Origin of the sequence: Granulicatella adiacens ATCC 49175, assembly GCF_025150565.1 — a bacterium.
GTDB classification, from domain to species: Bacteria; Bacillota; Bacilli; order Lactobacillales; family Aerococcaceae; genus Granulicatella; species Granulicatella adiacens.
Genome location: NZ_CP102283.1, coordinates 1,041,096 through 1,064,300, shown reverse-complemented (window position 1 = coordinate 1,064,300; position 23,205 = coordinate 1,041,096). Strand labels below are relative to the sequence as shown.

19 protein-coding genes are annotated in these 23,205 nt (G+C 35.0%); 14 read left to right on the top strand and 5 right to left on the bottom strand.

Translation table 11 applies throughout. From position 1 onward, the window contains the following. Nucleotides 1-2: 2 nt before the first annotated feature. Nucleotides 3-587, bottom strand: a complete 585-nt coding sequence (gene recU / locus NQ540_RS05260) for a Holliday junction resolvase RecU (RefSeq protein ID WP_005605595.1) — start codon at nt 585-587, stop codon at nt 3-5. A 219-nt stretch (nt 588-806) separates the two neighbouring features. Here recU and tig point away from each other — a divergent pair, with 219 nt between their 5' ends. From tig to NQ540_RS05210, 10 genes are all read left to right on the top strand, one after another. Continuing rightward, nucleotides 807-2,087 carry a trigger factor gene (gene tig, locus NQ540_RS05255; RefSeq protein ID WP_039848789.1) on the top strand — a complete coding sequence of 427 codons (1,281 nt, stop codon included), beginning with the start codon at nt 807-809 and terminating at the stop codon, nt 2,085-2,087. A gap of 131 nt (nt 2,088-2,218) precedes the next feature. Next, on the top strand, nt 2,219-3,460 hold the full coding sequence (gene clpX / locus NQ540_RS05250) for an ATP-dependent Clp protease ATP-binding subunit ClpX (RefSeq protein ID WP_005605591.1): 1,242 nt from the start codon (nt 2,219-2,221) through the stop codon (nt 3,458-3,460). A gap of 100 nt (nt 3,461-3,560) precedes the next feature. Further along, a complete protein-coding gene (locus NQ540_RS05245; protein ID WP_005605590.1) occupies nt 3,561-4,838 on the top strand; it encodes an MFS transporter in 1,278 nt (425 codons plus the stop codon). Beyond that, entirely contained in the window at nt 4,828-5,427 is a 600-nt protein-coding gene (gene yihA, locus NQ540_RS05240) for a ribosome biogenesis GTP-binding protein YihA/YsxC (RefSeq protein ID WP_005605589.1), read from the top strand. Before NQ540_RS05245 ends, yihA begins: the two co-directional genes overlap by 11 nt. Before the next feature lie 187 nt (nt 5,428-5,614). After that, nucleotides 5,615-7,480 carry a DNA primase gene (gene dnaG, locus NQ540_RS05235; RefSeq protein ID WP_005605588.1) on the top strand — a complete coding sequence of 622 codons (1,866 nt, stop codon included), beginning with the start codon at nt 5,615-5,617 and terminating at the stop codon, nt 7,478-7,480. A gap of 31 nt (nt 7,481-7,511) precedes the next feature. Then, nucleotides 7,512-8,585 carry an RNA polymerase sigma factor RpoD gene (gene rpoD / locus NQ540_RS05230; RefSeq protein ID WP_050755092.1) on the top strand — a complete coding sequence of 358 codons (1,074 nt, stop codon included), beginning with the start codon at nt 7,512-7,514 and terminating at the stop codon, nt 8,583-8,585. Between the two features lie 159 nt (nt 8,586-8,744). Then, nucleotides 8,745-9,707 carry an ABC transporter permease gene (locus tag NQ540_RS05225; RefSeq protein WP_005605585.1) on the top strand — a complete coding sequence of 321 codons (963 nt, stop codon included), beginning with the start codon at nt 8,745-8,747 and terminating at the stop codon, nt 9,705-9,707. Beyond that, complete coding sequence (locus NQ540_RS05220) at nt 9,704-10,681, top strand: iron chelate uptake ABC transporter family permease subunit (protein ID WP_005605583.1); 978 nt, start codon at nt 9,704-9,706, stop codon at nt 10,679-10,681. Before NQ540_RS05225 ends, NQ540_RS05220 begins: the two co-directional genes overlap by 4 nt. Beyond that, nucleotides 10,668-11,435, top strand: coding sequence for an ATP-binding cassette domain-containing protein (locus NQ540_RS05215; RefSeq protein ID WP_039848788.1), 768 nt, complete (start codon nt 10,668-10,670; stop codon nt 11,433-11,435). Before NQ540_RS05220 ends, NQ540_RS05215 begins: the two co-directional genes overlap by 14 nt. Then, complete coding sequence (locus tag NQ540_RS05210; RefSeq protein WP_005605577.1) at nt 11,432-12,400, top strand: siderophore ABC transporter substrate-binding protein; 969 nt, start codon at nt 11,432-11,434, stop codon at nt 12,398-12,400. The genes NQ540_RS05215 and NQ540_RS05210 overlap by 4 nt, the downstream gene beginning before the upstream one ends. A gap of 77 nt (nt 12,401-12,477) precedes the next feature. Here NQ540_RS05210 and rnjA read toward each other — a convergent pair whose 3' ends face one another. From rnjA to def, 4 genes are all read right to left on the bottom strand, one after another. Next, nucleotides 12,478-14,175, bottom strand: a complete 1,698-nt coding sequence (rnjA, locus tag NQ540_RS05205) for a ribonuclease J1 (protein ID WP_005605575.1) — start codon at nt 14,173-14,175, stop codon at nt 12,478-12,480. Nucleotide 14,176: 1 nt separating this feature from the next. After that, complete coding sequence (locus NQ540_RS05200; protein ID WP_005605573.1) at nt 14,177-14,392, bottom strand: DNA-directed RNA polymerase subunit epsilon; 216 nt, start codon at nt 14,390-14,392, stop codon at nt 14,177-14,179. 73 nt (nt 14,393-14,465) lie between these two features. After that, complete coding sequence (locus tag NQ540_RS05195) at nt 14,466-15,173, bottom strand: HAD family hydrolase (protein WP_005605572.1); 708 nt, start codon at nt 15,171-15,173, stop codon at nt 14,466-14,468. Next, a complete protein-coding gene (gene def / locus NQ540_RS05190) occupies nt 15,163-15,723 on the bottom strand; it encodes a peptide deformylase (RefSeq protein WP_005605570.1) in 561 nt (186 codons plus the stop codon). Before def ends, NQ540_RS05195 begins: the two co-directional genes overlap by 11 nt. Nucleotides 15,724-15,887: 164 nt before the next feature. Here def and NQ540_RS05185 point away from each other — a divergent pair, with 164 nt between their 5' ends. The 4 genes from NQ540_RS05185 to NQ540_RS05170 are packed head-to-tail and all read left to right on the top strand — an operon-like array spanning nt 15,888 to nt 23,145. Beyond that, nucleotides 15,888-16,670, top strand: a complete 783-nt coding sequence (locus NQ540_RS05185; protein ID WP_005605568.1) for an isoprenyl transferase — start codon at nt 15,888-15,890, stop codon at nt 16,668-16,670. Continuing rightward, entirely contained in the window at nt 16,671-17,471 is an 801-nt protein-coding gene (locus tag NQ540_RS05180) for a phosphatidate cytidylyltransferase (protein WP_005605566.1), read from the top strand. It begins immediately after the preceding gene. A gap of 14 nt (nt 17,472-17,485) precedes the next feature. Further along, complete coding sequence (gene rseP / locus NQ540_RS05175; protein ID WP_039848787.1) at nt 17,486-18,751, top strand: RIP metalloprotease RseP; 1,266 nt, start codon at nt 17,486-17,488, stop codon at nt 18,749-18,751. A gap of 59 nt (nt 18,752-18,810) precedes the next feature. Further along, on the top strand, nt 18,811-23,145 hold the full coding sequence (locus NQ540_RS05170; RefSeq protein ID WP_005605563.1) for a PolC-type DNA polymerase III: 4,335 nt from the start codon (nt 18,811-18,813) through the stop codon (nt 23,143-23,145). Nucleotides 23,146-23,205: the final 60 nt, after the last annotated feature.

The following is a 23,205-nucleotide window of genomic DNA, read 5'->3' as shown; positions in this document are numbered from 1 at the left end:
CCTTATAATAAATCATCCACTACATCCAAATAATTTAGAGTCATTTGTAGTGAAAGTTGAATTTGATATCCATTTTCTTGAATATAGGATAAAGGGATTGATTGTCTTTTAGAATGAACATCCTTTATATACTCATCAATTTTTGGGTATTCGAGCAAATAGTATTTTTTTAAAGTTGAAAAGTAAAAAATTACAAAGGAAATTCCACCTTGCTCTGTGCATTCTTTCATATGTGTTAACTGATGCTCATGGATATTCTTTAAAGGAAATGAAGTTTTATTTTTAGTTTCTTTCGCTTCAAAATCGATATATCTTCCTTTATATACTCCGTTATAGTCAGTAGTAGAAGCATGACGATAATATGCTTCAGTTATTTTGGCAGCACTTCTGACAGGATAGTCTACTTTAACGACTTGAATTGGAGTAGGCTTCTTATGAATGACGGCTCTTTTTTGAATACGATAGAGTTCATTGGTTTGATTCAATATATTTTCTAAACCCATTCCACGACTACTATAGTTAGTTTGCTTTTCAGCTTTTTTAGCAGTTCGTATTAAGTGATTTTGACCTTTTGGATATTGAATCATTTTATCCCTCCTTTGGCGACTATTATAACATTTTAATTGTAAAATGAAAAAAACAATTACTTTTGTTACCTTTTTTTAACATTGTAGAAAAATACTTATAAAATAAACATTCTATTCAGGTCAATTATGTTTTACAAAAGATGAAGAGTATTGTAAAATGAATGAGTATGTAAATCCATTCGTCTTTTTAGATGAATAATGAATTTATGGAGGAATAATATGACAGCAAAATTCGAAAAAGTTGAAACTAATAAAGTTGTTTTAACATTTGAAATCTCTCAAGAAGATATTAAAAAAGGTTTGGACCAAGCGTTTAACCGCGTTAAAAAGAACGTGAACGTTCCTGGTTTCCGTAAAGGTAAAGTAAGCCGTCAAGTATTTGAAAAAATGTACGGTGAAGAAGCATTATACCAAGATGCGTTAAACATTCTTTTACCAGATGCATACGATAACGCAGTTGAAGAAACTGGAATCTTCCCAGTAACTCAACCAAAAATCGATATCGAATCTATCGAAAAAGGTAAACCATGGGTGATCAAAGCAGAAGTAATTGTTAAACCTGAAGTTAAATTAGGTGAATACAAAGGCTTAACTGTTGAAAAACAAGATCGTACAGTATCTGAACAAGATGTTGAAGATCGCCTATTACAAGAACAAGCTCGTGCAGCTGAATTAGTTGTTAAAGAAGAAGCGGCTGAATTAGGTGACACAGTAGTTATCGACTTCGAAGGTTTCTTAGGTGAAGAAGCTTTTGAAGGCGGAAAAGGTGAAAACCACTCATTAGAATTAGGTTCAGGTTCATTCATCCCAGGTTTTGAGGACCAATTAGTTGGCGCTAAAGAAGGCGATGAAGTTGAAGTAAAAGTGACTTTCCCTGAAGAATACCATGCAGAAAACTTAAAGGGTCAAGATGCAGTTTTCAAAGTTAAAGTTCACGAAGTAAAAACTAAAGAATTACCTGAATTAACTGATGAATTCGCTAAAGATGTGGATGACTCAGTTGAAACATTAGCTGAATTAAAAGAAAATTTCCGCAAAGAATTAGAAGAAGCTAAAGCAGCAGCAGCCGACGAGGCAGTAGCTGATGAAGCTTTACGTAAAGCAGTAGAAAATGCTGAAATCGTTGAATTGCCACATGAAATGGTTCATGACGAAGTTCACCGTCAAATGGAGCATTACTTAAACGATATGCGTCGTAACGGAATCTCTCCTGAAATGTACTACCAAATCACTGGTACAACAGAAGCAGATTTACACAAAATGATGGAAAAAGACGCAGACGTTCGTACTAAGACTAATTTAGTATTAGAACAAATCGTTAAAGAAGAAGGCATCGAAGCAACTGATGAAGATGTAGCTAACGAAGTAAAAGAATTAGCTGCTCAATATGGTATGGAAGAAGATGCAGTTCGTGCAGCAGTTTCAGTAGATATGTTGAAAAACGATATCGCTATGAAGAAAGCATTAGCTGTAATTACAGAGTCTGCGAAAGAAGCTTAATAGATGAAAGTTTATCGCGCTGGTTTCAATATGAAATCAGCGCTTTTTTTTGAAACAACTTTTCTTGTTGAAAATTAAGACTTATGGTACTCTTAATAGAAGAAATCAGGAAATAGAATGGGGGTTTCAGATTGTATAAAGATGAAACAAAGCAAGTAAGATGTTCTTTTTGTGGAAAATCGCAAGAACAAGTAAAAAAAATTATCGCTGGTCCTGATGTATTTATTTGTAATGAATGTGTTGATTTATGTAAAGAAATCATTGATGAAGAATTTTCATCTATAAGTATGGATGAAATGATTGATGTCTTGAAACCGCAAGAAATTCGTAAAGTGTTAGATGAATATGTTGTTGGTCAAGAACATGCAAAGAAATCATTAGCGGTAGCAGTGTATAATCACTATAAACGGATTAATCATTTATTAAATGAAGATGAGGACGAAGTAGAATTACAAAAAAGTAATATTTGTTTAATTGGACCAACTGGTTCTGGAAAAACATACTTAGCCCAGTCTCTTGCGCGGATTCTAAATGTTCCATTTGCTATTGCAGATGCGACTACTTTAACAGAAGCGGGTTATGTAGGGGAAGATGTGGAAAACATTCTTCTAAAATTACTGCAAGCAACTGATTATGATATCGATCGTGCTGAAAAGGGAATCATTTATATTGATGAGATTGATAAAATTGCTAAAAAAAGTGAGAATGTTTCTATTACACGTGATGTCAGCGGTGAAGGAGTTCAACAAGCTTTATTAAAAATTCTTGAAGGAACTATTGCCTCAGTCCCACCTCAAGGAGGAAGAAAACATCCTCATCAAGAGTTGATTCAAATTGATACATCTAACATTTTATTCATTGTGGGTGGAGCTTTTGATGGTATAGAAACCATTGTAAAAGAACGATTAGGTGCTAAAGTTATTGGATTCGGATCTTCTAATAAAAATTTATCAAGCCATGAAAGTCTAATGCAACTTATTATTCCAGAAGATCTGCAGAAATTTGGGTTGATTCCTGAATTTATCGGTCGTCTTCCGATTACTGCTGCATTAGAACCATTATCTAAAGAGGATTTGGTTAATATTTTAACGAAACCAAGAAATGCTTTGGTGAAACAGTATCAAAAACTCTTTGCAATGGATGATGTTGAATTGGAATTTGAACCTAAAGCACTTGATGCTATTGCCTCAAAAGCAATTGAAAGAAGAACTGGGGCTCGTGGATTAAGAAGTATTATCGAATCTGTTATGATGGATTTAATGTTCGAGATTCCAAGTCGAAATGATATTACTAAAGTTGTAGTAACTGAATCAATAGTTACAGGAACAGGACAACCTGATTTGTACGATGAAGATAATCGCCTGATATCCTAGGGAATTTCACAAATATATTGTAGGATAGAATGAGATGCGGTATTATAAGCAGTATTTCATTCTATTTTATTATTGAGTATATGAATTGAGGGAGAGATATATGAGAGGGTTAAAATCCTTTATTAAAAAAAGATATTCAAAAGAAGAATTTGCTTGGATTATGCAAGACTGGGCTAATTCTGTTTATTCGTTAATGATTACAACAGCGATATTTCCTTTATTTTTCAAAACAGTAACTTCTAACGCCGGTGTTTCGGCAGCGGATTCTACTGCTTATTTGGGATATGCAAACTCGATTGCCACATTCATTGTTTCTATCATGGCACCTGTACTAGGTGCTTTGGCTGATTATAAAGGATATAGAAATCCAATGTTTACATGGAGTACATTGATAGGAGTATTTTCGGTAGTTGGTATGATGTTTGTAGAAAGCGATCAATGGATGATTTTACTTGTTCTATATACATTGTCTGCAATCGGATATTCTGCTTCAAATATTTTCTACGATAGTTCTATCATGGATGTAACTTCCTACGATAGAATGGACAGTATTTCTGCTGCAGGTTATGGCTACGGATATATAGGTAGTGTTTTTCCATTTATCTTATTTATGATGGTCATGCAGTTTAGTGGATTAAATTCCACTGCAGTCGTAATGGTAGGGTTCTTTATTACAGCGGCTTGGTGGTTTGTGTTTACAATCCCTTATTGGAGATATGTAAAACAAAAATCATTTATTGAGAAACCAAAAAATCCTGTAAAAGATAGTTTTATCCGTTTGTGGAAGACCATTAAACATATTGGAGAACACAAACAAGTATTTCTTTTCTTATTAGCTTATTTCTTCTATATTGATGGAGTAGGAACAATTATTAAAATGGCTACTGCAATTGGTGCAGATATGGGACTTGATGGGAATAGTTTAATTGTAATTCTGTTAATCGTTCAAATTGTGGCCTTTCCGTTTAGTTTGTTTTATGGATTTTTATCCAAAAAAATTGGCAACAAAATGACTTTATTCATTGGAATTGGTACTTATGTAGCTATTTGTATTTTAGCTTTAGGTCTTAAAACGTATAATGATTTCCTATTTCTTGCTATCTTAATTGGTACTGCTCAAGGTGGGGTACAGTCTTTAAGTCGATCATTATTTGGCCAACTGATTCCAGCCAATCAGTCTAATGAATTTTTCGGATTTTATAACATTTTTGGTAAATTCTCGTCTATTCTTGGAACTACATTGTTAGGAATTACTGCTCAACTGACAGGGAAATCATTAGATGGAGTATTCTCATTAGTTATTTTATTCTTAATCGGTTCAGTATTGTTATTCTTTGTTAAAATACCAGAAAAGAAAGGGTTAGAAAATGAAGGTTAATAAAGCGGAATTTACAATTAGCGCGGTTTCTCCAGCACAATATCCTGCAGGTGACCTTCCTGAAATTGCTTTGTCTGGTCGTTCGAATGTTGGAAAATCTTCCTTTATCAACAAGTTGATTCAAAGAAAGAGTCTTGCTAGAACTTCAAGTAAACCTGGTAAAACACAAACGTTAAATTTTTATCATATCAATGAGCTGTTTTACTTTGTGGATGTACCAGGATATGGTTATGCAAAGGTTTCAAAGAAAGAACGTGAAAAATGGGGAAAAATGATTGAGGAATATATTACTACTCGTCAATCATTAAGACTAGTTCTTATTTTGGTAGACTTTAGACATGAGCCGAGTCAAGAAGATGTTCAAATGAGAGAGTTTCTTGAATACTACAATATTCCTTATCGAATTGTGATGACAAAATGTGATAAGATTCCTAGAGGAAAATGGAATAAACATGTAAGTGTAATCCGTAAAGCATTTGGAAAACCTCCAGAAGATTTATTCCTAACTTTTTCTTCAGAAACTGGAGAAGGAGTAGAGAAAGCTTGGAAATTCATTGAACAATTTATTTCAAAAGAGAGCATTGCTTAATGGCTTTGCTCTCTTCTTTTTATCAATATACTTTATAAGGTATATTGAAAGTTAAACGGATATAGTATAAAGATGATAATAACAATGTTTTGAGCGAAAAATAGAATTGATTACATTGCATTCATTTTAGAATTATGTTATATTATATGCTGTATCATTAGGCGTATTGTATGGAGGGTGTTTTTTTATGAGTCAAAGAATTTCAAAAGAAACGGTTCAAAGCATACAATCGCAAGTGAATATTCTTGATATTGTGGGTCAGTTTGTCCAGTTACGAAAACAAGGGAAAAGTCTATTTGGTCGCTGTCCATTTCACGATGAAAGGACACCATCTTTCACAGTGACGGAAGAAAAACAATTATTCCATTGTTTTAGCTGCGGGAGAGGTGGCAATGTTTTTAATTTCATGCAAGAACTTGAAAACTTGTCTTTTCCGGAATCCGTGGTTCGAGTTGCTGAACTCTCTAACATCGATATAGACGTAGAGCTACCAACAACGCAAACGATTATTCCGAGAAAAGAGAAGAAATTATATGAGGCTCATGAAAAAGCGGCTGAGTTTTATTCTCACGTTCTTTTAAACACTAAAGGCGGGAAAGAAGCGCTTGATTATTTAGAAAATCGTGGATATACCGTCGAAACCTTAAAAGAATTCGGATTTGGTTTTTCTTTAAAAGACAGAACACAATTAGAACAAGTCCTTCAAGAATTACAATTAACGGATGAGGAAAAAGAAGCTTCAGGTCTATTTTCTGAAAAACAAAATGGTTTCTTTGATCGTTTTAATCAACGAATAATGATTCCGCTTAGAAATGAACATGGCCAAATTATTGCTTTTTCCGGAAGAGTCTTACCAGGTTATTCTGATGATTTCGCATCTCAAGCAAAATATTTAAATAGTCCAGAGACAATCCTTTTTTCAAAAAGAAATTTTCTTTTCAACTTCGACTTGGCAAAGAAAAATATTCGAAAACAGAATAAAGTGATTTTGTTTGAAGGGTATATGGATGTTATTTCTGCTTGGCAAGCAGGTGTTCAAATTGGTGTTGCTTCGATGGGGACCTCATTGACTCCTGATCAAATACAAACTTTACAGAAGGTCACAGATACCATTCTGATTGCTTATGATGGGGATAAGGCGGGGTTAGAAGCCACGAATCGTGCGATAGAAATGATTCAAGACACTAACACTTTCAAAATAGGGATAATCCCTTTTGATAACGGCTTGGATCCTGATGAATTCATAAAAGAACGAGGGACTCAAGCATTTAAAGATTTAGTAGAATATTCTCAAGAGACGGTATACCAATTTAAGAAGAGATTTCTTTCTAAAAAATATTCTTTACAAATAGAAAGCCAAAAAATTCAGTATATCGAAGAAATGATTGTAGAGCTTTCAAAAATTAATAATGAAGTTGAGCTGAACTTGGCGATGAAATCTCTCGCTGATGAATTCGATTTAGATTTCTCAACCGTTTTAAACCAGGTAAAACAATTACGGTTACGATTAGGAAAACAAAAAAGGCAGTCTAACGCTGAGTCAGTTTCTTATAATCGCCAGGTTGAGATTAAACCTGCAACGAAGAATGAGCATATCCAAAAACAATTGATGTATCGATTGCTTCATAATGAACAGGCATGGACTTATCTAAATAGAATTGATTCTGAATTCGTTTTTCCTGATTCGCATTATGAACAGTTATATTTATTGTTACAATCTTTTAAGAATGAAGAGAATGAAGTTGATGTTCAACAATTTTTCCTCTTTTTAGATGATAAAGATGTTTTGAACCGAAATCTTGTTTCAGAAATTGAACTGTCTAACTTTCCACCGGAATGTACAGAACAAGAAATTCAAGATTTAGTTTATGTTTTATCGAAAAAAAATTCGCTAAAAGAGCAGCTTGCTAGTAAAAAAGAAGAGTTGAATCGTGCTGCTCTTATGAAAGATGATATTTTACGCCAGCAATTGATGCGTGAAATAATGGAGATTCAACGACAATTAAGAAATAAAATGAATGGAGGAATGGTGAATGACAGTTCAAAAAAATGAAAAAGGTCAAACACTGAATGAAGCAACTTCAATGCTTCTTGCAGAACGAAAATTATTCGGTCAAATTTTATACGATGATTTATCTGCACAAATCGCAATCCCATTTGAATTGGATGCGGAAGGAATGGATAAGTTAATTCAAAAATTTGAGGATGCAGGGGTTAGTGTTGTTGATGCAAATGGTGAACCAACAAGTCATCAGTTGTCCGTTGAGAGTCAACGAGAAGCTGAAGTTGGAACTGTTGAAGATGATACTGCTTTATCATCCAATACAAAAATTAATGACTCCGTTCGTATGTATTTAAAAGAAATCGGACGAGTTCCACTTCTTAGTGCGGACGAAGAGGTTGCATTAGCTCTTCGAATTCAAGAAGGAGATACAGAAGCCAAACAAGAACTAGCGGAAGCCAACCTTCGTTTAGTAGTATCCATTGCAAAACGTTATGTAGGGCGTGGAATGCAGTTCTTGGATTTAATCCAAGAAGGAAATATGGGCTTAATGAAAACTGTTGAGAAATTCGACCATACGAAAGGATTCAAGTTCTCAACTTACGCAACTTGGTGGATTCGTCAAGCGATCACACGTGCGATTGCAGACCAAGCACGTACAATTCGTATTCCAGTACATATGGTTGAAACAATCAATAAATTAGTACGTGTTCAAAGACAACTATTACAAGATTTAGGACGCGAACCTACACCGGAGGAAATCGGTGCAGAAATGGATTTACCAACTGAAAAAGTTCGTGAAATTTTAAAAATTGCTCAAGAACCAGTCTCTCTTGAAACGCCTATTGGGGAAGAGGACGATTCACATTTAGGGGATTTCATCGAAGACGATAACGCAACAAGCCCAGCTGATCATACAGCATACGCATTGTTGAAAGAGCAACTCGATGAAGTTCTTGAACAATTAACGGACCGTGAAGAAAACGTACTTCGCCTACGTTTTGGTCTTGATAAAAACGGTGAAATTCGTACATTAGAACAAGTAGGGCAAGTATTTGGGGTAACTCGTGAACGTATTCGTCAAATTGAAGCGAAAGCATTACGTAAATTACGCCACCCAAGTCGTTCTAAACAATTGAAAGACTTCTTAGATTAAAAAATAGATAAAAGAAGCAGTCCTTAGGGATTGCTTCTTTTTTTGCAATTTTTATGAAAACTACTTTTTTTCACAAAAAAGGGTTTAAATCTAGTGAATTATTTGCTAAACTAACAAATGTGGTAATTGAGAATGATTATCAATTAGAAAAGAGAGAACATGAAAAGAGTTAGTTATTTAATTTTATTATTACTTATATTAAGCATTATCTCACTCTCTGTTGGAGCATCTAGTTTCTATTGGATGGAATTTTTTAACGGAGGAGAGAGCGCAACACAACTGTTTTGGGAATCAAGATTTCCTAGACTATTAAGTATTTTATTGTCAGCTTCTGCAATGAGTGTATCGGGTTTATTGATGCAGACGATTACTCAAAATGAGTTTGCTTCTCCAAGTACAATAGGGACTGTCGATGCTGCAAAACTTGGACTGATGATGAGTTTATTATTATTCCCATCGCCTGGTCTGTTAGAAAAAATGGCAACATCTTTTGTTTTTGCGATTGGCTTCTCGGCCCTTTTTGTGGCCTTACAGCATCATCTGTCCATAAAACAAAAATGGATGATTCCTTTAATTGGATTGATTTTTGGCGGAGTCATTGGAGCATGTACACAGTTTATTGCGTATAAATTTCAATTAGTCCAAAGTCTATCGTCATGGATGCAAGGATCGTTTTCGATGATTCAAACAAATCAGTATGAATGGCTTTACTTATGTTTATTTGTTCTGGTCCTTAGTATTCTATTTGCCCATTATTATACAGTGGTCAGCATGGGGGAAGATATCAGTCGAAATCTTGGGGTTCCTGTTAAACGAATGGAGTCCTTAACATTAGTATTAATCGCATTAACAACGAGCGTAACAATGATTACAGTGGGCAGTTTACCGTTTATAGGTGTGATTGTTCCAAACATTGTACGCATGCGTTTTGGATCTCAGATGAAGGATTTAGTACCACTCACAATGTTGGTCGGAGCTTGCCTTGTATTGAGTTGTGACATTCTCGCGCGTATAGTGATTGCGCCTTACGAAATTTCCGTAAGTATCATCTTAAGTATTCTTGGGGCTGCACTCTTTATTTTCCAAGTGATTCGCCTGGAAAAGAGGGGAGGAGACCTATGAAAAAGAAAACACAAATCTTATTAGGAATCCTCTGTGTAATCATCGCCTTATTAATTGCGGCGTATTTACTAATTCCGACGAAGAATAGTACAAATGTTTCTAACTTTATTATGCAACGTCGTTTATTGAAACTACTTGTAATGGTGATTGTATCTTGTGCTATTCCGATTTCGACGATTAGCTTTCAAACCGTTGTGCAAAATCGATTTTTAACGCCGGGTGTGTTAGGAATTGAGAGCCTATTTGTCTTTATTCAAAGTGGTCTCTATTATTTCGAGAGTTTACTTGGAGTAAAAGTAGAACAATCCGTCATCATCTATGCAGTTACAATTGGAATTCAAATTATTTTACTGCTGCTCTTAATGAATGCGTCAAAAGGAATGATGCTATCGAACTTCAAAGTGTTATTGCTACTAACAATGGCGTTTTCGATGCTTTTTCGAAATGCAAGTACGTTCTTACAAGTATTAATGGATCCAAACGAGTTTGATAAATTACAAAGTTCGCTTTATCCATCTTTCCAAAAAATGAATTCACAACCAATGATGATTGGTGTAGCGATTGGATTATTCATCCTTTTAATGGTCATTTTCTATAAAATACGACATCAACTCGATGCTCTTCATTTAGGTGTTGATGGTGCAAAGATGTTAGGAATCGATACAAAACGACTCAGTAATATAGTGATTGTTATCGTGATTATTATGACAAGTTTATCAACGATTCTAGTAGGGCCACTTCAATTTTTGGGCTTTATGATTGCCAACTTAACCTACCAGTTAACAAAAGAATATAAGCATGGCATTTTATGGTTGTTTTCAGCTATTTTAGGCCTTGCGATTGTGATGGCTTCCCAGTTAATTGTTGAGCGCGTATTTCAACTTACGATTCCGATTAGCGTGTTTATTGAAGGGATTGGTGGAGTTTTATATTTAGTCTTATTAGTGAAAGGAGAGAATCCTGGTGCAGCTTAAAGGTGTTACAAAAAAATATCGTCATCCTGTTGTTGATCATGTGGATTTAGAAGTCTCAAAACATCGACTGACTTCTTTTATTGGACCAAACGGCGCCGGGAAATCAACACTTCTTGGGATGATGAGTCGACTTCTGCCGAAAGATGAAGGGTTTATATATATTAACGGACAAGAAGTTGAGGCGTGGAATTCAACAGAATTAGCAAAAGAACTTGCCGTTTTAAAACAAAATCAGCAGGTACATGTCAGTATGACAGTAGAAGAATTTGTTCGTTTTGGTCGTTTCCCTTATACGAAAGGAAAAATTACCAAAGAGGACGAGCGTATTGTAGAAGAGGCGTTAGTGAATACAAATCTTACCTCTTTTAGAACACAGGACATTCGAACTTTATCTGGAGGGCAGTACCAACGAGCGCTCATTGCGATGGTTTTAGCTCAGGATACAGAATGGATTTTACTCGACGAACCATTAAATCATCTCGATTTAAAGCAAGCGTATGAAGTAATGAATTTATTGCGATTCTTAGTCGACGAAAAAGAAAAATCGATTGTGATTGTGATGCATGATTTAAATATGGCAAGTAATTTTTCAGATGATATTGGTTGTTTTAAAAATGGAAAATGTATCATCCATGATACAGTCGATAAAGTTATGATAGATGATGTGTTATCAGCTTTATATGAAATTCCACTAGAAGTGGTTGAAATGAATGGCAAAAAAATATGTATTATTAAGAATGGAGAATTAGAATGAAAAAAATTTTAGCTTTAATTAGTTTAGTGGCTGTATTTATCCTTGCAGCTTGCGGACAAACAACAAAAACAGATGGAGCTACGACTCAAACTCAAGCTGCTGCTACAGAAGAAAAGAGTGAAGTGACTCTTACTAACGGGAAAGAAGACGTAACGGTTAAAACAAAACCAAAGAAAATTGTTGTATTTGATTTAGGAGTTGCCGATACAATTCGCGAACTTGGATTTGTCGATAATATTGCAGGGATGCCTTTAAAAACTTTGCCTGCGTACTTAAAAGATTTACCTTCAAGTATCCAACCAACAGGATCAATGGTGGAACCAGATATTGAGGCCATTGCTGCATTAGAACCAGATTTAATCATCGCTTCAGGCCGTACGATAAAATATTTAGACCAATTAAAAGAAATCGCACCAACTGTTATTTTCTCAGTGGACCAAAAAGACTACTGGAATTCAGTGTCTAAAAACATCCGCTTGGTAGCATCACTATTTGGTAAAGAGGCAGAGACGAAAGCAGAGGAAGAAATTAAATCACTAGAAGCTTCGATTAAGAAAGTGTCTGATGTGAATGAAAAATCAACTAATAAAACATTAACTTTAATGCTTAATGAAGGAAAAATGTCCGCATTTGGCGCAGATTCACGTTTTGCATTTCTTTATCAATCACTCAAATTCAAAGCAACTGATGCTAAGATTGAAGATAGTCGTCATGGACAAGAAATGAGTTTTGAAGGGATTAAAGAAATCAATCCTGATACTATTATTTTATTAAACAGAACTTTAGCAATTGGAGGAGATAACTCAAATGCAGACACAGTTCTAAATAATGCATTATTCAAAGAAACAAACGCTGTAAAGAATAACCGTGTCATCCAATTAACTTCTGACTTATGGTATCTCAGCGGTGGTGGATTACAATCTACTAAACTAATGATTGAAGATGTTCAAAAAGTACTCCAATAATGAAATAAACTATAACAGCTAGTTTAAGTTCAATAGAAAAGAGGTGTACCGCGATTGCGGTACACCTCTTAATTTATTTATTCTAAAGTATCTGCTTCAGTAACACCTAAAATTACTGGAAGAATCATTGGATGACGTTCCGTTTTCTTAAATAAGAAAGGACCTAAAACGTCTGTGATTTTGTTTCTGAGAGAACGTTCGTTTAGTACTTCTTCAGTGTCCAAAAGCAATTCTTCAATTTCATCACGAAGGATAGCTTGTGCTTCATTTAGAAGTTGTCCAGACTCTTTCATGTAGATAAACCCACGAGAGAGCATATCTGGGCCAGCCACTAGTTCACGGTTTTCGTAGTCAACAGTAGCTACACAGATAACTAAACCATCTTGAGAAAGTGTCTTACGATCTCGTAAAACAATGTTTCCGATATCACCAATTCCGTTACCATCAACGTAAACATCTCCGGCAAAGAAGTGGCCAGCTCGGCGCGCTGAGTCAGCTGTTACTGCAAGAACATCACCATTGCTTAAGATAAATGAGTTTTCTTTTGGAATACCCACTTGAGTCGCAAGATTTGCTTGAATCTTCTGCATACGATATTCACCATGAACTGGAACAAAGTATTTAGGTTTCATTAAGCGAAGCATTAACTTTTGTTCTTCTTGAGAACCATGTCCAGAAGTGTGAATATTGTTTACTTTACCATGAATGACTTCAGCACCAGCTTCAGATAGAAGGTTGATAACTCGGTTAACGCTAGAAGTGTTACCTGGGATTGGTGAACTTGAGAAGATGACTGTATCACCTGGTTGAATAGAAATTTGGCGGTGAGTTCCATTTGCTATACGGCTAAGGGCCGCCATTGGTTCCCCTTGAGAGCCTGTACATAAAATAATAACTTTCTCAGAAGGGTATTGATTGATTTCTCGTCCATCAATAAAAGTATCATCTGGCGCTTGAATATAGCCTAATTCTCTAGCTGTTCGGAAACTAGCTTCCATACTACGTCCGAATACAGCTAATTTACGTCCAGTTGCAACAGCAACATCTGTTACTTGTTTTAGACGAGAAACGTTTGAAGCGAATGTCGCAAAAATGATTCGTCCATCCACACGTTGGATAATTTCTTTAATTGATTTTCCAACAACTTGTTCAGATTGAGTAAATCCAGGGACTTCAGAGTTTGTACTGTCTCCTAAGAGAACAAGAACACCTTCTGAACCGATTTGTGCCATGCGGTGAAGGTTCGCTGGTTCTCCAACTGGAGTGAAGTCGAATTTATAGTCACCTGTAAACACGATATTTCCTGGAGGAGTCTTAATCACAATCCCAAATGCATCTGGAATTGAGTGGGTCGTGCGATAGAAACTCACTTGTGTTTTACGGAATTTAATCACGCTGTCTTCATCAATTTCGTGAAGAATCGCATCTCTTAAAAGACCGTGTTCTTCTAATTTATTTCGAATTAAAGACATCGCAAGTTTCGTCGCATAAATAGGGATGTTCGCTTGCTTAATTAAGAAAGGAATCCCACCAATATGGTCTTCGTGTCCATGTGAAATAAATAGCCCTTTTACTTTATTAATATTTTGAACGATATAACTATAATCGGGTATCACGTAGTCGATTCCGAGTAAATCATCTTCAGGGAATTTAATACCGGCATCCAAAATGATAAGTTCATCTTGGAATTGAACGCCATAAGTGTTTTTACCGATTTCGCCTAAACCGCCAAAAGCAAATACGCCCGTTTCGTTGTTTTTAATATTTGGTTTCATTTTATTTGAACACCGTTAATTTAAATTCTGGGTTTTGTTTTTCGTAAGCTAGGTGTTTCTCATCTAGCTCTTGGATGAACTCTACGTTGTATTCAGTATTTTCATCAACAAGGCGGCGGGCTTCTACCTTGTCACTTGCTTCGATATACAAAGCTTCTGTGTTTTCACGACGTGGAGCCTCTGTTTTTGTTGGTTGGTAAGTAATTTTAAAAATCATGTATGTACTCCTTTAAATTTTTTCATAATGTTTCTATCATATTTTAGCATAGAATGCTTCTATTTTCATAGTTTTATAAGTCGAAAGAACATTCGTCTAGCAATTTTTCTAATAATTGATTGGGAGTTGAGAGAGGAGAGCTCGTTAGAGACTGTATGGTTTCTTCATACTTGAAATAAACCGTATTCCAATTTCTTTGTTTAGCACCAAAAATATCGTTTTTCAAATCATCGCCAATCATCCAAAATTTTGATGGAGAATTATTAGGAAATAATCTTTCAACATTTATAAAAGCTTCTGGTTCCGGTTTTTTAACCCCTGTATCTTCAGAAATAAAAATTCTATCTGAAGTAAACCATTTATATAAGTTTAGTGAATGAATTTTCTTTAATTGGTGGTCTGTTGGTCCATTGGTTAGAAGAACTAAACTGGCTCTTGGTGATAGGTAATCGAAAAATGAGAACCAATCTTTATCTAATTGGATATGATCCATCATAAACTGGTATTGTTTTTTAAAAGTCATCGTTTCTTGTAAGGAAGAGGGCAACCCTAAAGCTGTTAACGTATTTTGAACACGTGAGAAATGGTTCTCTTCTAACGAAATTTTTCCCTTAGAGAATAATTCAAAAGCTTCATCACTTTTCTCTTGATAAACTTTATATAAACTCTCGTCAAATGAAGTATTTGGGTAGATTTCTTTTAAGGTATCCAAAAAAACTTTCTTTTTAGAATATAAAGTATCATCTAAATCAAATACCAGAATGGGTTTCTTATTCTCCAATGACAACGGCTCCTTTAGGGATATACATTGGTTGTGTTTGATTAATATGGTCGTAGAACATAACGCCATTTAAATGATCAATTTCATGTTGAACTACGATGGCTTCATAATCATTTAAAGTACGAACAAATTCATCACCGTTAACATCTTGATACTTAACTGTAATCCGTTCTGGGCGAAGTACTATACCTGGAACTTCACGATTAACAGATAAGCATCCTTCTCCGTCTTTCAAACAAGCTTTTTTAACGGATTCTCTCATGATACGGGGATTAATCCAGACTTCATCTAAAATCGCTTCTTCTTCCTCAAAACCTGGAACGAGTAGAGCAATCATTTGAATGCTTTTTCCAAGTTGAGGTGCTGCTAAGCCGACACCTGCGCGTAATCCGTATTTTTCAGCAATCTCTGGATTTTGGCTGTTATGTAAAAATTCAAGCATCTCTTTAGCTAATTCTTGATGCTCAGGTGAAAGAGGAAAGGTAAGTTTTTCTGCACGTTTCCTTAGAGCAGGATGTCCCTCTAGCACGATATCCTTCATAGTAATCATGGCATGACTCCTTTATTTGTTTCATAAATCTGTCTATAAGTATAACATTTTTCCCTTTATAAACCAATGTATTCAGTAGGTTATATTTTTTTTAATCTTGAAAATAGAATACTATAAAAGAACTGCAACATCTGTTACAATAGAAAGCAAATACATGAAAAGGAATGGATGCCATGGTTTTTTGGAAGAAACAATCAAAGAAAGAAGAAGTGACGGAAATTATTTCTTTAGATTCAAAAAATATCCCAAAACACATTGCCGTTATTATGGATGGAAATGGGCGTTGGGCGAAAAAACGTAATCTTCCTAGAATTGCAGGACATAAAGAGGGAATGAGCACTGTTAAAAGAATTGCTATTGCTGCTGACGATTTGGGCGTGAAAGCAATGACTTTATATGCTTTTAGTACTGAAAATTGGAAAAGACCAACTGAAGAAGTTAGTTTTTTAATGAAATTGCCCGGAGATTTTTTTGGAACATTCATGCCTGAACTCCAAGAGAGAAATATGAAGATTCAATTAATTGGGTTTATTGATGAATTACCTGAATCAACAAAAAACATTGTTTTAAAGGCTGTAGAAGATACAAAAAATAATACTGGAATGGTTTTGACATTCGCTTTGAATTATGGTTCGCGTGCTGAAATTATTGAGGCAACGAAGGCAATATCTACGCTTGTAAAACAAGGTGAATTAGAAATCGAAAATATTGATGATGCTGTTTTTGAATCGCATTTACAAACTCATTTTTTAGGAGACTTACAAAATCCTGACTTAATGATACGTACGAGTGGGGAAGTTAGATTGAGTAATTTTTTACTATGGCAATTGGCTTATAGTGAATATTATTTTACGGATATTTTTTGGCCTGAGTTCTCCGAGAAAGATTTGCATAAAGCTATTCAAACATATCAGAATAGACATCGACGTTATGGAGGACTTGCTTAGATGGAGAAAAGAGTTATTACTGCTTTAATCGCTTTGGGAATCTTCCTTCCTTTATTATATGAAGGTGGAATAGGACTTCGAACACTATTTCTTTTATTATCTACCGTCGGGATTTATGAATTTTTCCAAATGAAAAAAATGAACATATTTTCTGTTGAAGGTGTATTAACAATATTAGCAACTTTGTCATTTTTATTTTCACAAAGACCATTGGTAGCTTTACCTAGAGGAATAGATTATTTTTTCATTTATTTCCTTATAGTCATGCTATTAATGGCATTAACAGTATATAAAAGTGATCAATTCTCATTTGAAGATGCTGCTTTTTGCTCCCTTATTTCTCTTTACGTCGGTGGAGGTTTTTCAGGGATTTTATTTGTCAGAAGCATTAGTTTCGGGATGGCAATATTTGTATTCCTAATTATTTGGGGGACAGACTCCTTTGCTTATATTTTTGGCCGAAAATTTGGAAAACATAAATTGGCACCTGAGATCAGTCCAAATAAAACAATTGAAGGTTCTATTGGAGGGGTGATTGGGTCTCTAGGATTAGGATTACTAGTTGTACCATTCTATAATCCTGTTAATTTCTCTGTTTTAGAATTTGTTTTTTTAATTGTTAGCTTATCAGTTTTTGGACAATTAGGAGATTTAGTAGAATCTGCATATAAGAGACAGTTTAATGTTAAGGATTCTGGGAAACTATTTCCTGGACATGGTGGAGTTTTAGATCGATTTGATTCTACATTTTTTGCAATGTTTATGTTCCAAATTCTTTATAAATTTTTTGGGAATAATTAAGAGAGGTGAAAGAGTTGCAAGCAGTTATTGCATTCTTATTTGTTTTTAGTGTCATTGTTATAATTCATGAATTTGGTCACTATTATTTTGCTAAGAAAGCTGGAATTTTAGTTAGAGAATTTGCAATCGGAATGGGACCAAAAATTTTCCAGGTACGAAAAGGTGAAACTGTTTATACATTAAGATTATTGCCAATTGGTGGTTATGTTAGAATGGCGGGTCATGATGAGGATGAACAAGAAATTAAACCTGGAATGATGATTACTATTGAATTGGATAAAGAGAATGTTGTTCAAAAATTAAATTTTGATGAACAATTAATCATTGAAAATTCAGTACCATTTCAAATAGAGGAAGCGGATTTGCATCGTACGATGACCTTAAGCGGGTACTTTGTAAATTCAGAAGAAAAAGTAAATTTAATGGTTTCTAAGCAAGCAACAATTATTGAGAGTGACGGTACGGAAGTTGTTGTTGCTCCGATTGAACGTCAATTTAACTCTGCCAGCTTGTGGAATCGAATTAAAACGAATGCTGCTGGGCCAATGAATAATTTTATTTTATCCATCATCATTTTTATTATCGTAGGATTTATGCAAGGTGGAGTACCTTCTAATGACCCTGTAATAGGCCAAGTTAGTGATCAATCAGCCGCTCAAGAAGCTGGACTTCAAAAATCGGATAAAATTATCTCGATTGACGGAGTAGATATTCACTCATGGGACGATATGACTTCAATTGTTCGTTCAAGCGCAGATAAGACTCTTTCGGTGACGATTCAAAGAAATGGTGATACCAAAAATGTTAGTATCACTCCAAAATCAGTTGAAGGGCAAAACGGAAGTAAAATAGGCCAACTAGGTGTGACTAGAACTTTAGATAATAGTATTTTATCGATTCTTGGATATGGATTTTCACAAACAATCAGTGTAATTGTGTTGGTATTGTCTGCATTAGGATCAATTTTTACTAAAGGTTTTAATTTAAATCAACTAGGTGGACCAGTGGCTATTTACAGTTTGACCTCACAGGTTGCTAAGAATGGTTTAATAGACTTACTTTCATTTATGGGAATGATTAGTGCTAATCTTGGAGTAATGAATCTTTTACCAATTCCTGCTTTAGACGGAGGAAAACTTGTTTTAAACTTTATCGAAGGAATAAGAAAGAAACCATTAGATCCTGAAAAAGAAGGGTATTTAACGATTGCAGGAGCTATCTTCCTTTTTGCATTAATGCTTCTTGTTACTTGGAATGATATTATGAAATTATTTAATTAACCTAAGAGTGTTCCTACATCTGTAGAACACTCTTCTTATGTAAAAAAGAGGAGGAAACAATGAGCCAATCACATAAGGATTTAATGAAAAAAGTAATTGAACAATTTGATATTGCTGATGTTAATGTTTTCTCACCGGATTTTGATGACGCTAAGTTATTACGAATTGACATTTCAAAATCAAATCAAAATTGGATTTTTCATATTCATAATCCAAATATATTTCACTTTGAAAAATTTCAATTGTTTACTGAATTGTTGAGCAGAAATTACGAGCGCTTTGGTGGGGCAAAAACAATCATAACAACTGAAGAAAACGTGATTGTAAATGAAACTTTAATTCAGGATTACTGGGCTTATATACTTGATGCTATAAAGGATGAATCATCCGTTTCTCATCAAATATTGTTAGGACAAACACCTAAGTTCGTAAATAATCAAATTCAAATTCATTGTCCGAATGAATTAACGAAAACGCACTTAGTAAAAAATTGTATTCCAAAGATTCAGCAAGCGTATATAGAAGTTGGGTTCCCAAAAATAGGAATTCACATCCAATTAGATGATGAAATGCATGAAAAAATGACGGAGCTTTTTGAGCAAAAGGAACAACAAATACAGGATGATTTTAATGAAGCTCAAAAGAACGCTCAAATGATGGCAAGTTCCACTCAAAAGAACAAACCTATGCCTACTAACTCCAAGCAGGAGGGAGTCATTTATGGAAAAATCATCAAATCTAATTCTGAAACTAGGGCCATTGCTGATATTTTTGAAGAAGAACGAAATGTAGTTATTGAAGGCAAAATTTTTGATATTGAACTTCGCAGAGGCAAAGCAAAAGGAAAGCTTTTCGGAAATATTAAACTAACAGATTACACTTCATCAATCAGCGCTACTTTATTTCCTTCAACTCCTGAAGATGAAGCTGCGTTAGAAGGATTAAAAAAAGGAACCTGGGTGAAGGCGTTTGGTAGTATTGAGGTTAATAAATATTCTCAAGAACTGGGAATGATCATTCGTGATATGAATTTAGTTAAACACGAAGGAAGAAAGGATACATTTGAAGGAGAAAAACGTGTTGAATTACATATGCATACGAATATGTCTGTAATGGATGCAACGAATTCTCCAAGTGATTTAATAAGTCAAGCTGCTAAATGGGGACATAAGGCGATTGCGATTACAGATCATGCGAATTTACAAGCTTATCCTGAAGCTCATGGTGCTGGAAAGAAAAACGGAATTAAGATTCTTTATGGTTTAGAAGGAAACATTGTCGATGACCATGTGAATGTAGCATACAATCCTCAACATATTTTATTAGAAGATGCGACTTATGTAGTTTTTGACGTTGAAACAACAGGGCTTTCTGCAATTTATGATAGCATTATCGAATTAGCAGCTGTCAAAATGAAGAATGGTGTTGTAATTGACAAGTTCGAAGAATTTATTGATCCTGGTCATCCATTATCTGCAACGACGATTCAACTAACGGGGATTACCGACGATATGGTCAGAGGTTCTAAATCTGTTGAACAAGTGTTAAAAGAATTCCATGAATTTTCTAAAGATTGTATCTTAGTTGCGCATAATGCTAGCTTTGATATGGGCTTTTTAAATACAGGCTATGAAAATGTTGGAATTGAGCGAACTGAACAGCCAGTTATCGATACTTTAGAATTATCTCGTATGCTTCATCCACAATTGAAATCACACCGTTTAAATACACTTGCAAAACGTTATAATGTTGCTTTAGAACAACACCACCGTGCCGTATATGATTCTGAAACAACGGGCTATTTATGTCACATTTTCTTGAAAGAAGCAGCAAATGACCATCAACTTTTATATCATGATGAATTAAATACAAATATTCATCCTGAAGAAGTATTTAAGAATGGCCGTCCTTTTCATGCGACGATTTTTGCAAAAGATCAAGCTGGATTAAAAGAGTTATTCAAGGTGGTTTCTCAATCGAACATTCAGTACTATTACCGAGTTCCTCGTATTTTAAGGAGCATGCTCTCTAGTCGAAGAGATTCATTCTTGCTAGGTTCGGGATGTTCTGAAGGTGAAGTTTTTGAAGCGATGATGCAAAAAGGGTATAACGAAGCCAAAGAAAAAGCGAAGTTTTATGATTACATCGAGATTATGCCAAAAGCTATTTATCGTCCTCTTATAAAAAAAGAATTAATTCGAAATGAACACCACTTAGAAGAAATTATCCAAAACTTAGTGAGATTAGGGGATGAACTTGGAAAACCAGTTGTGGCAACTGGGAATGTTCATTATTTAAATCCTGAAGATAAGATTTATAGAGAAATACTGTTAACTTCAGTCAACAATGGAGTTCCACAAGAGTATCCTGATGCTCATTTAAGAACAACAGATGAAATGTTGAAAGAATTCGCATTTCTTGGAGAAGAAAAAGCTTATGAGGTAGTCGTTACAAATTCTAATTGGGTTAGCGAACAATTAGAGGAAATTACACCTGTAAAGGATGATTTATATACTCCAAAAATTGAAGGAGCAGAGGATGAGATAACTAAACTTAGTTATGATAAAGCCCATGAATGGTATGGAAACCCTCTTCCTAAAATTGTGGATGATCGTATTAAAAAAGAGCTAAAGAGTATTATTGGAAATGGTTTTTCGGTAATTTATTTAATTGCTCAAAAACTTGTATTAAAGAGTAATCAAGACGGTTATTTAGTCGGTTCACGTGGATCGGTAGGTTCATCCTTAGTAGCTACTTTAACTGGAATTACCGAAGTGAATCCGTTAGCACCTCACTATAGATGTCCACAGTGCCAATTATCAGAATTCTTTGATGATGGATCAGTTGGGTCTGGTTTTGACTTACCTGAAAAAAACTGTCCAAGATGTAATACGAGGATGGTGAAAGATGGACACGACATTCCGTTTGAAACCTTCCTAGGATTCTACGGAGATAAAGTTCCCGATATTGATTTAAACTTTAGTGGGGAATATCAGCCACAAGCCCATAACTATACAAAAGTATTATTCGGGGAAGATTACGTATATCGTGCAGGAACTATTAGTACCGTTGCTGATAAGACCGCATTTGGGTATGTGAAAGGATACGAAAGAGATTTAGGATTAGAGTTCAGACAAGCTGAAATTGAAAGACTTGCTAATGGTTGTACTGGCGTGAAAAGAAGTACAGGCCAACATCCTGGAGGGATTATTGTTATTCCGGATTACATGGATGTGTACGACTTTACACCAATTCAATATCCAGCTGATGATTTAAGTGCTGAATGGAGAACAACACACTTTGACTTCCACTCGATTCACGATAATGTATTAAAACTAGATATTCTTGGACACGATGATCCAACCGTGATTCGTATGTTGCAAGACTTATCAGGAATGGATCCAAAATCAATTCCACCAGATGATCCAGAAGTAATGAAAATTTTCGGTGGTACTGAAGTTTTAGGTGTTACACCCGAACAAATTGACTCGAATACAGGAACTCTTGGGATTCCAGAATTTGGTACAAAATTCGTTCGAGGGATGCTTGAACAGACAAAACCAAACACTTTTACGGAGCTCCTTCAAATCTCTGGTCTATCCCATGGTACGGACGTGTATCTTGGAAATGCCGAAGAATTAATTCGACTTCATAATATTCCACTTTCTGAAGTTATTGGATGTCGTGACGATATTATGGTGTACTTAATCCATAAAGGCGTTGAAGAAGGTGTAGCTTTCAAAATTATGGAAGGTGTTCGTAAAGGAAAAGGGATTCCTGATGACTTCCAGGCTATCATGAGAGAAAATAATGTACCTGAATGGTATATTCAATCTTGTTTAAAAATTAAGTATATGTTCCCGAAAGCCCATGCCGCGGCCTACGTTTTAATGGCATTACGTGTAGCTTGGTTTAAGGTTCATAAACCATTGTTATACTATTGCGCTTATTTCTCAGTGCGTGCACAAGATTTTGATATCGTTGCAATGTCTCAAGGAAAAGAGATGATTAAGAAACGAATTAAAGAAATTAGGGAAAAAGGAATGGAAGCTAGTGCGAAGGAACAAAACTTGTTAACGGTTCTTGAACTTGCTAACGAGATGGTAGAACGTGGATTCCACTTTAAGATGGTGGATGTTGATAAGTCTGAGGCAAGTAATTTTGTGATAGAAGGCGACTCTTTGATTGCTCCATTTAGAGCAATTCAAGGATTAGGACTGAACGTTGCGAATAAAATCGTTGAGGCTAGACAAGAACAACCTTTCTTATCTAAGAAAGATTTAGCTACTCGAGGTAAAGTTTCTAAGACTTTAATTGATTATATGACAGAAAATAAAGTCTTAGACCATCTGCCGGATGAAAACCAATTATCCTTATTTGATGATTTGTTCTAATATCAGAATAGTTGCGAAATTCGCAAATAATATGATATACTGAAACAGTAGAATAGTAGT

What these genes read in the sequence shown, in the direction of transcription:
- recU (WP_005605595.1), bottom strand. Translation starts at nt 587, where the DNA reads ATGATTCAATATCCAAAAGGTCAAAATCACTTAATACGAACTGCTAAA.
- tig (WP_039848789.1), top strand. Translation starts at nt 807, where the DNA reads ATGACAGCAAAATTCGAAAAAGTTGAAACTAATAAAGTTGTTTTAACA.
- NQ540_RS05245 (WP_005605590.1), top strand. Translation starts at nt 3,561, where the DNA reads ATGAGAGGGTTAAAATCCTTTATTAAAAAAAGATATTCAAAAGAAGAA.
- yihA (WP_005605589.1), top strand. Translation starts at nt 4,828, where the DNA reads ATGAAGGTTAATAAAGCGGAATTTACAATTAGCGCGGTTTCTCCAGCA.
- dnaG (WP_005605588.1), top strand. Translation starts at nt 5,615, where the DNA reads ATGAGTCAAAGAATTTCAAAAGAAACGGTTCAAAGCATACAATCGCAA.
- rpoD (WP_050755092.1), top strand. Translation starts at nt 7,512, where the DNA reads ATGCTTCTTGCAGAACGAAAATTATTCGGTCAAATTTTATACGATGAT.
- NQ540_RS05225 (WP_005605585.1), top strand. Translation starts at nt 8,745, where the DNA reads ATGAAAAGAGTTAGTTATTTAATTTTATTATTACTTATATTAAGCATT.
- NQ540_RS05220 (WP_005605583.1), top strand. Translation starts at nt 9,704, where the DNA reads ATGAAAAAGAAAACACAAATCTTATTAGGAATCCTCTGTGTAATCATC.
- NQ540_RS05210 (WP_005605577.1), top strand. Translation starts at nt 11,432, where the DNA reads ATGAAAAAAATTTTAGCTTTAATTAGTTTAGTGGCTGTATTTATCCTT.
- rnjA (WP_005605575.1), bottom strand. Translation starts at nt 14,175, where the DNA reads ATGAAACCAAATATTAAAAACAACGAAACGGGCGTATTTGCTTTTGGC.
- NQ540_RS05200 (WP_005605573.1), bottom strand. Translation starts at nt 14,392, where the DNA reads ATGATTTTTAAAATTACTTACCAACCAACAAAAACAGAGGCTCCACGT.
- def (WP_005605570.1), bottom strand. Translation starts at nt 15,723, where the DNA reads ATGATTACTATGAAGGATATCGTGCTAGAGGGACATCCTGCTCTAAGG.
- NQ540_RS05185 (WP_005605568.1), top strand. Translation starts at nt 15,888, where the DNA reads ATGGATGCCATGGTTTTTTGGAAGAAACAATCAAAGAAAGAAGAAGTG.
- NQ540_RS05180 (WP_005605566.1), top strand. Translation starts at nt 16,671, where the DNA reads ATGGAGAAAAGAGTTATTACTGCTTTAATCGCTTTGGGAATCTTCCTT.
- NQ540_RS05170 (WP_005605563.1), top strand. Translation starts at nt 18,811, where the DNA reads ATGAGCCAATCACATAAGGATTTAATGAAAAAAGTAATTGAACAATTT.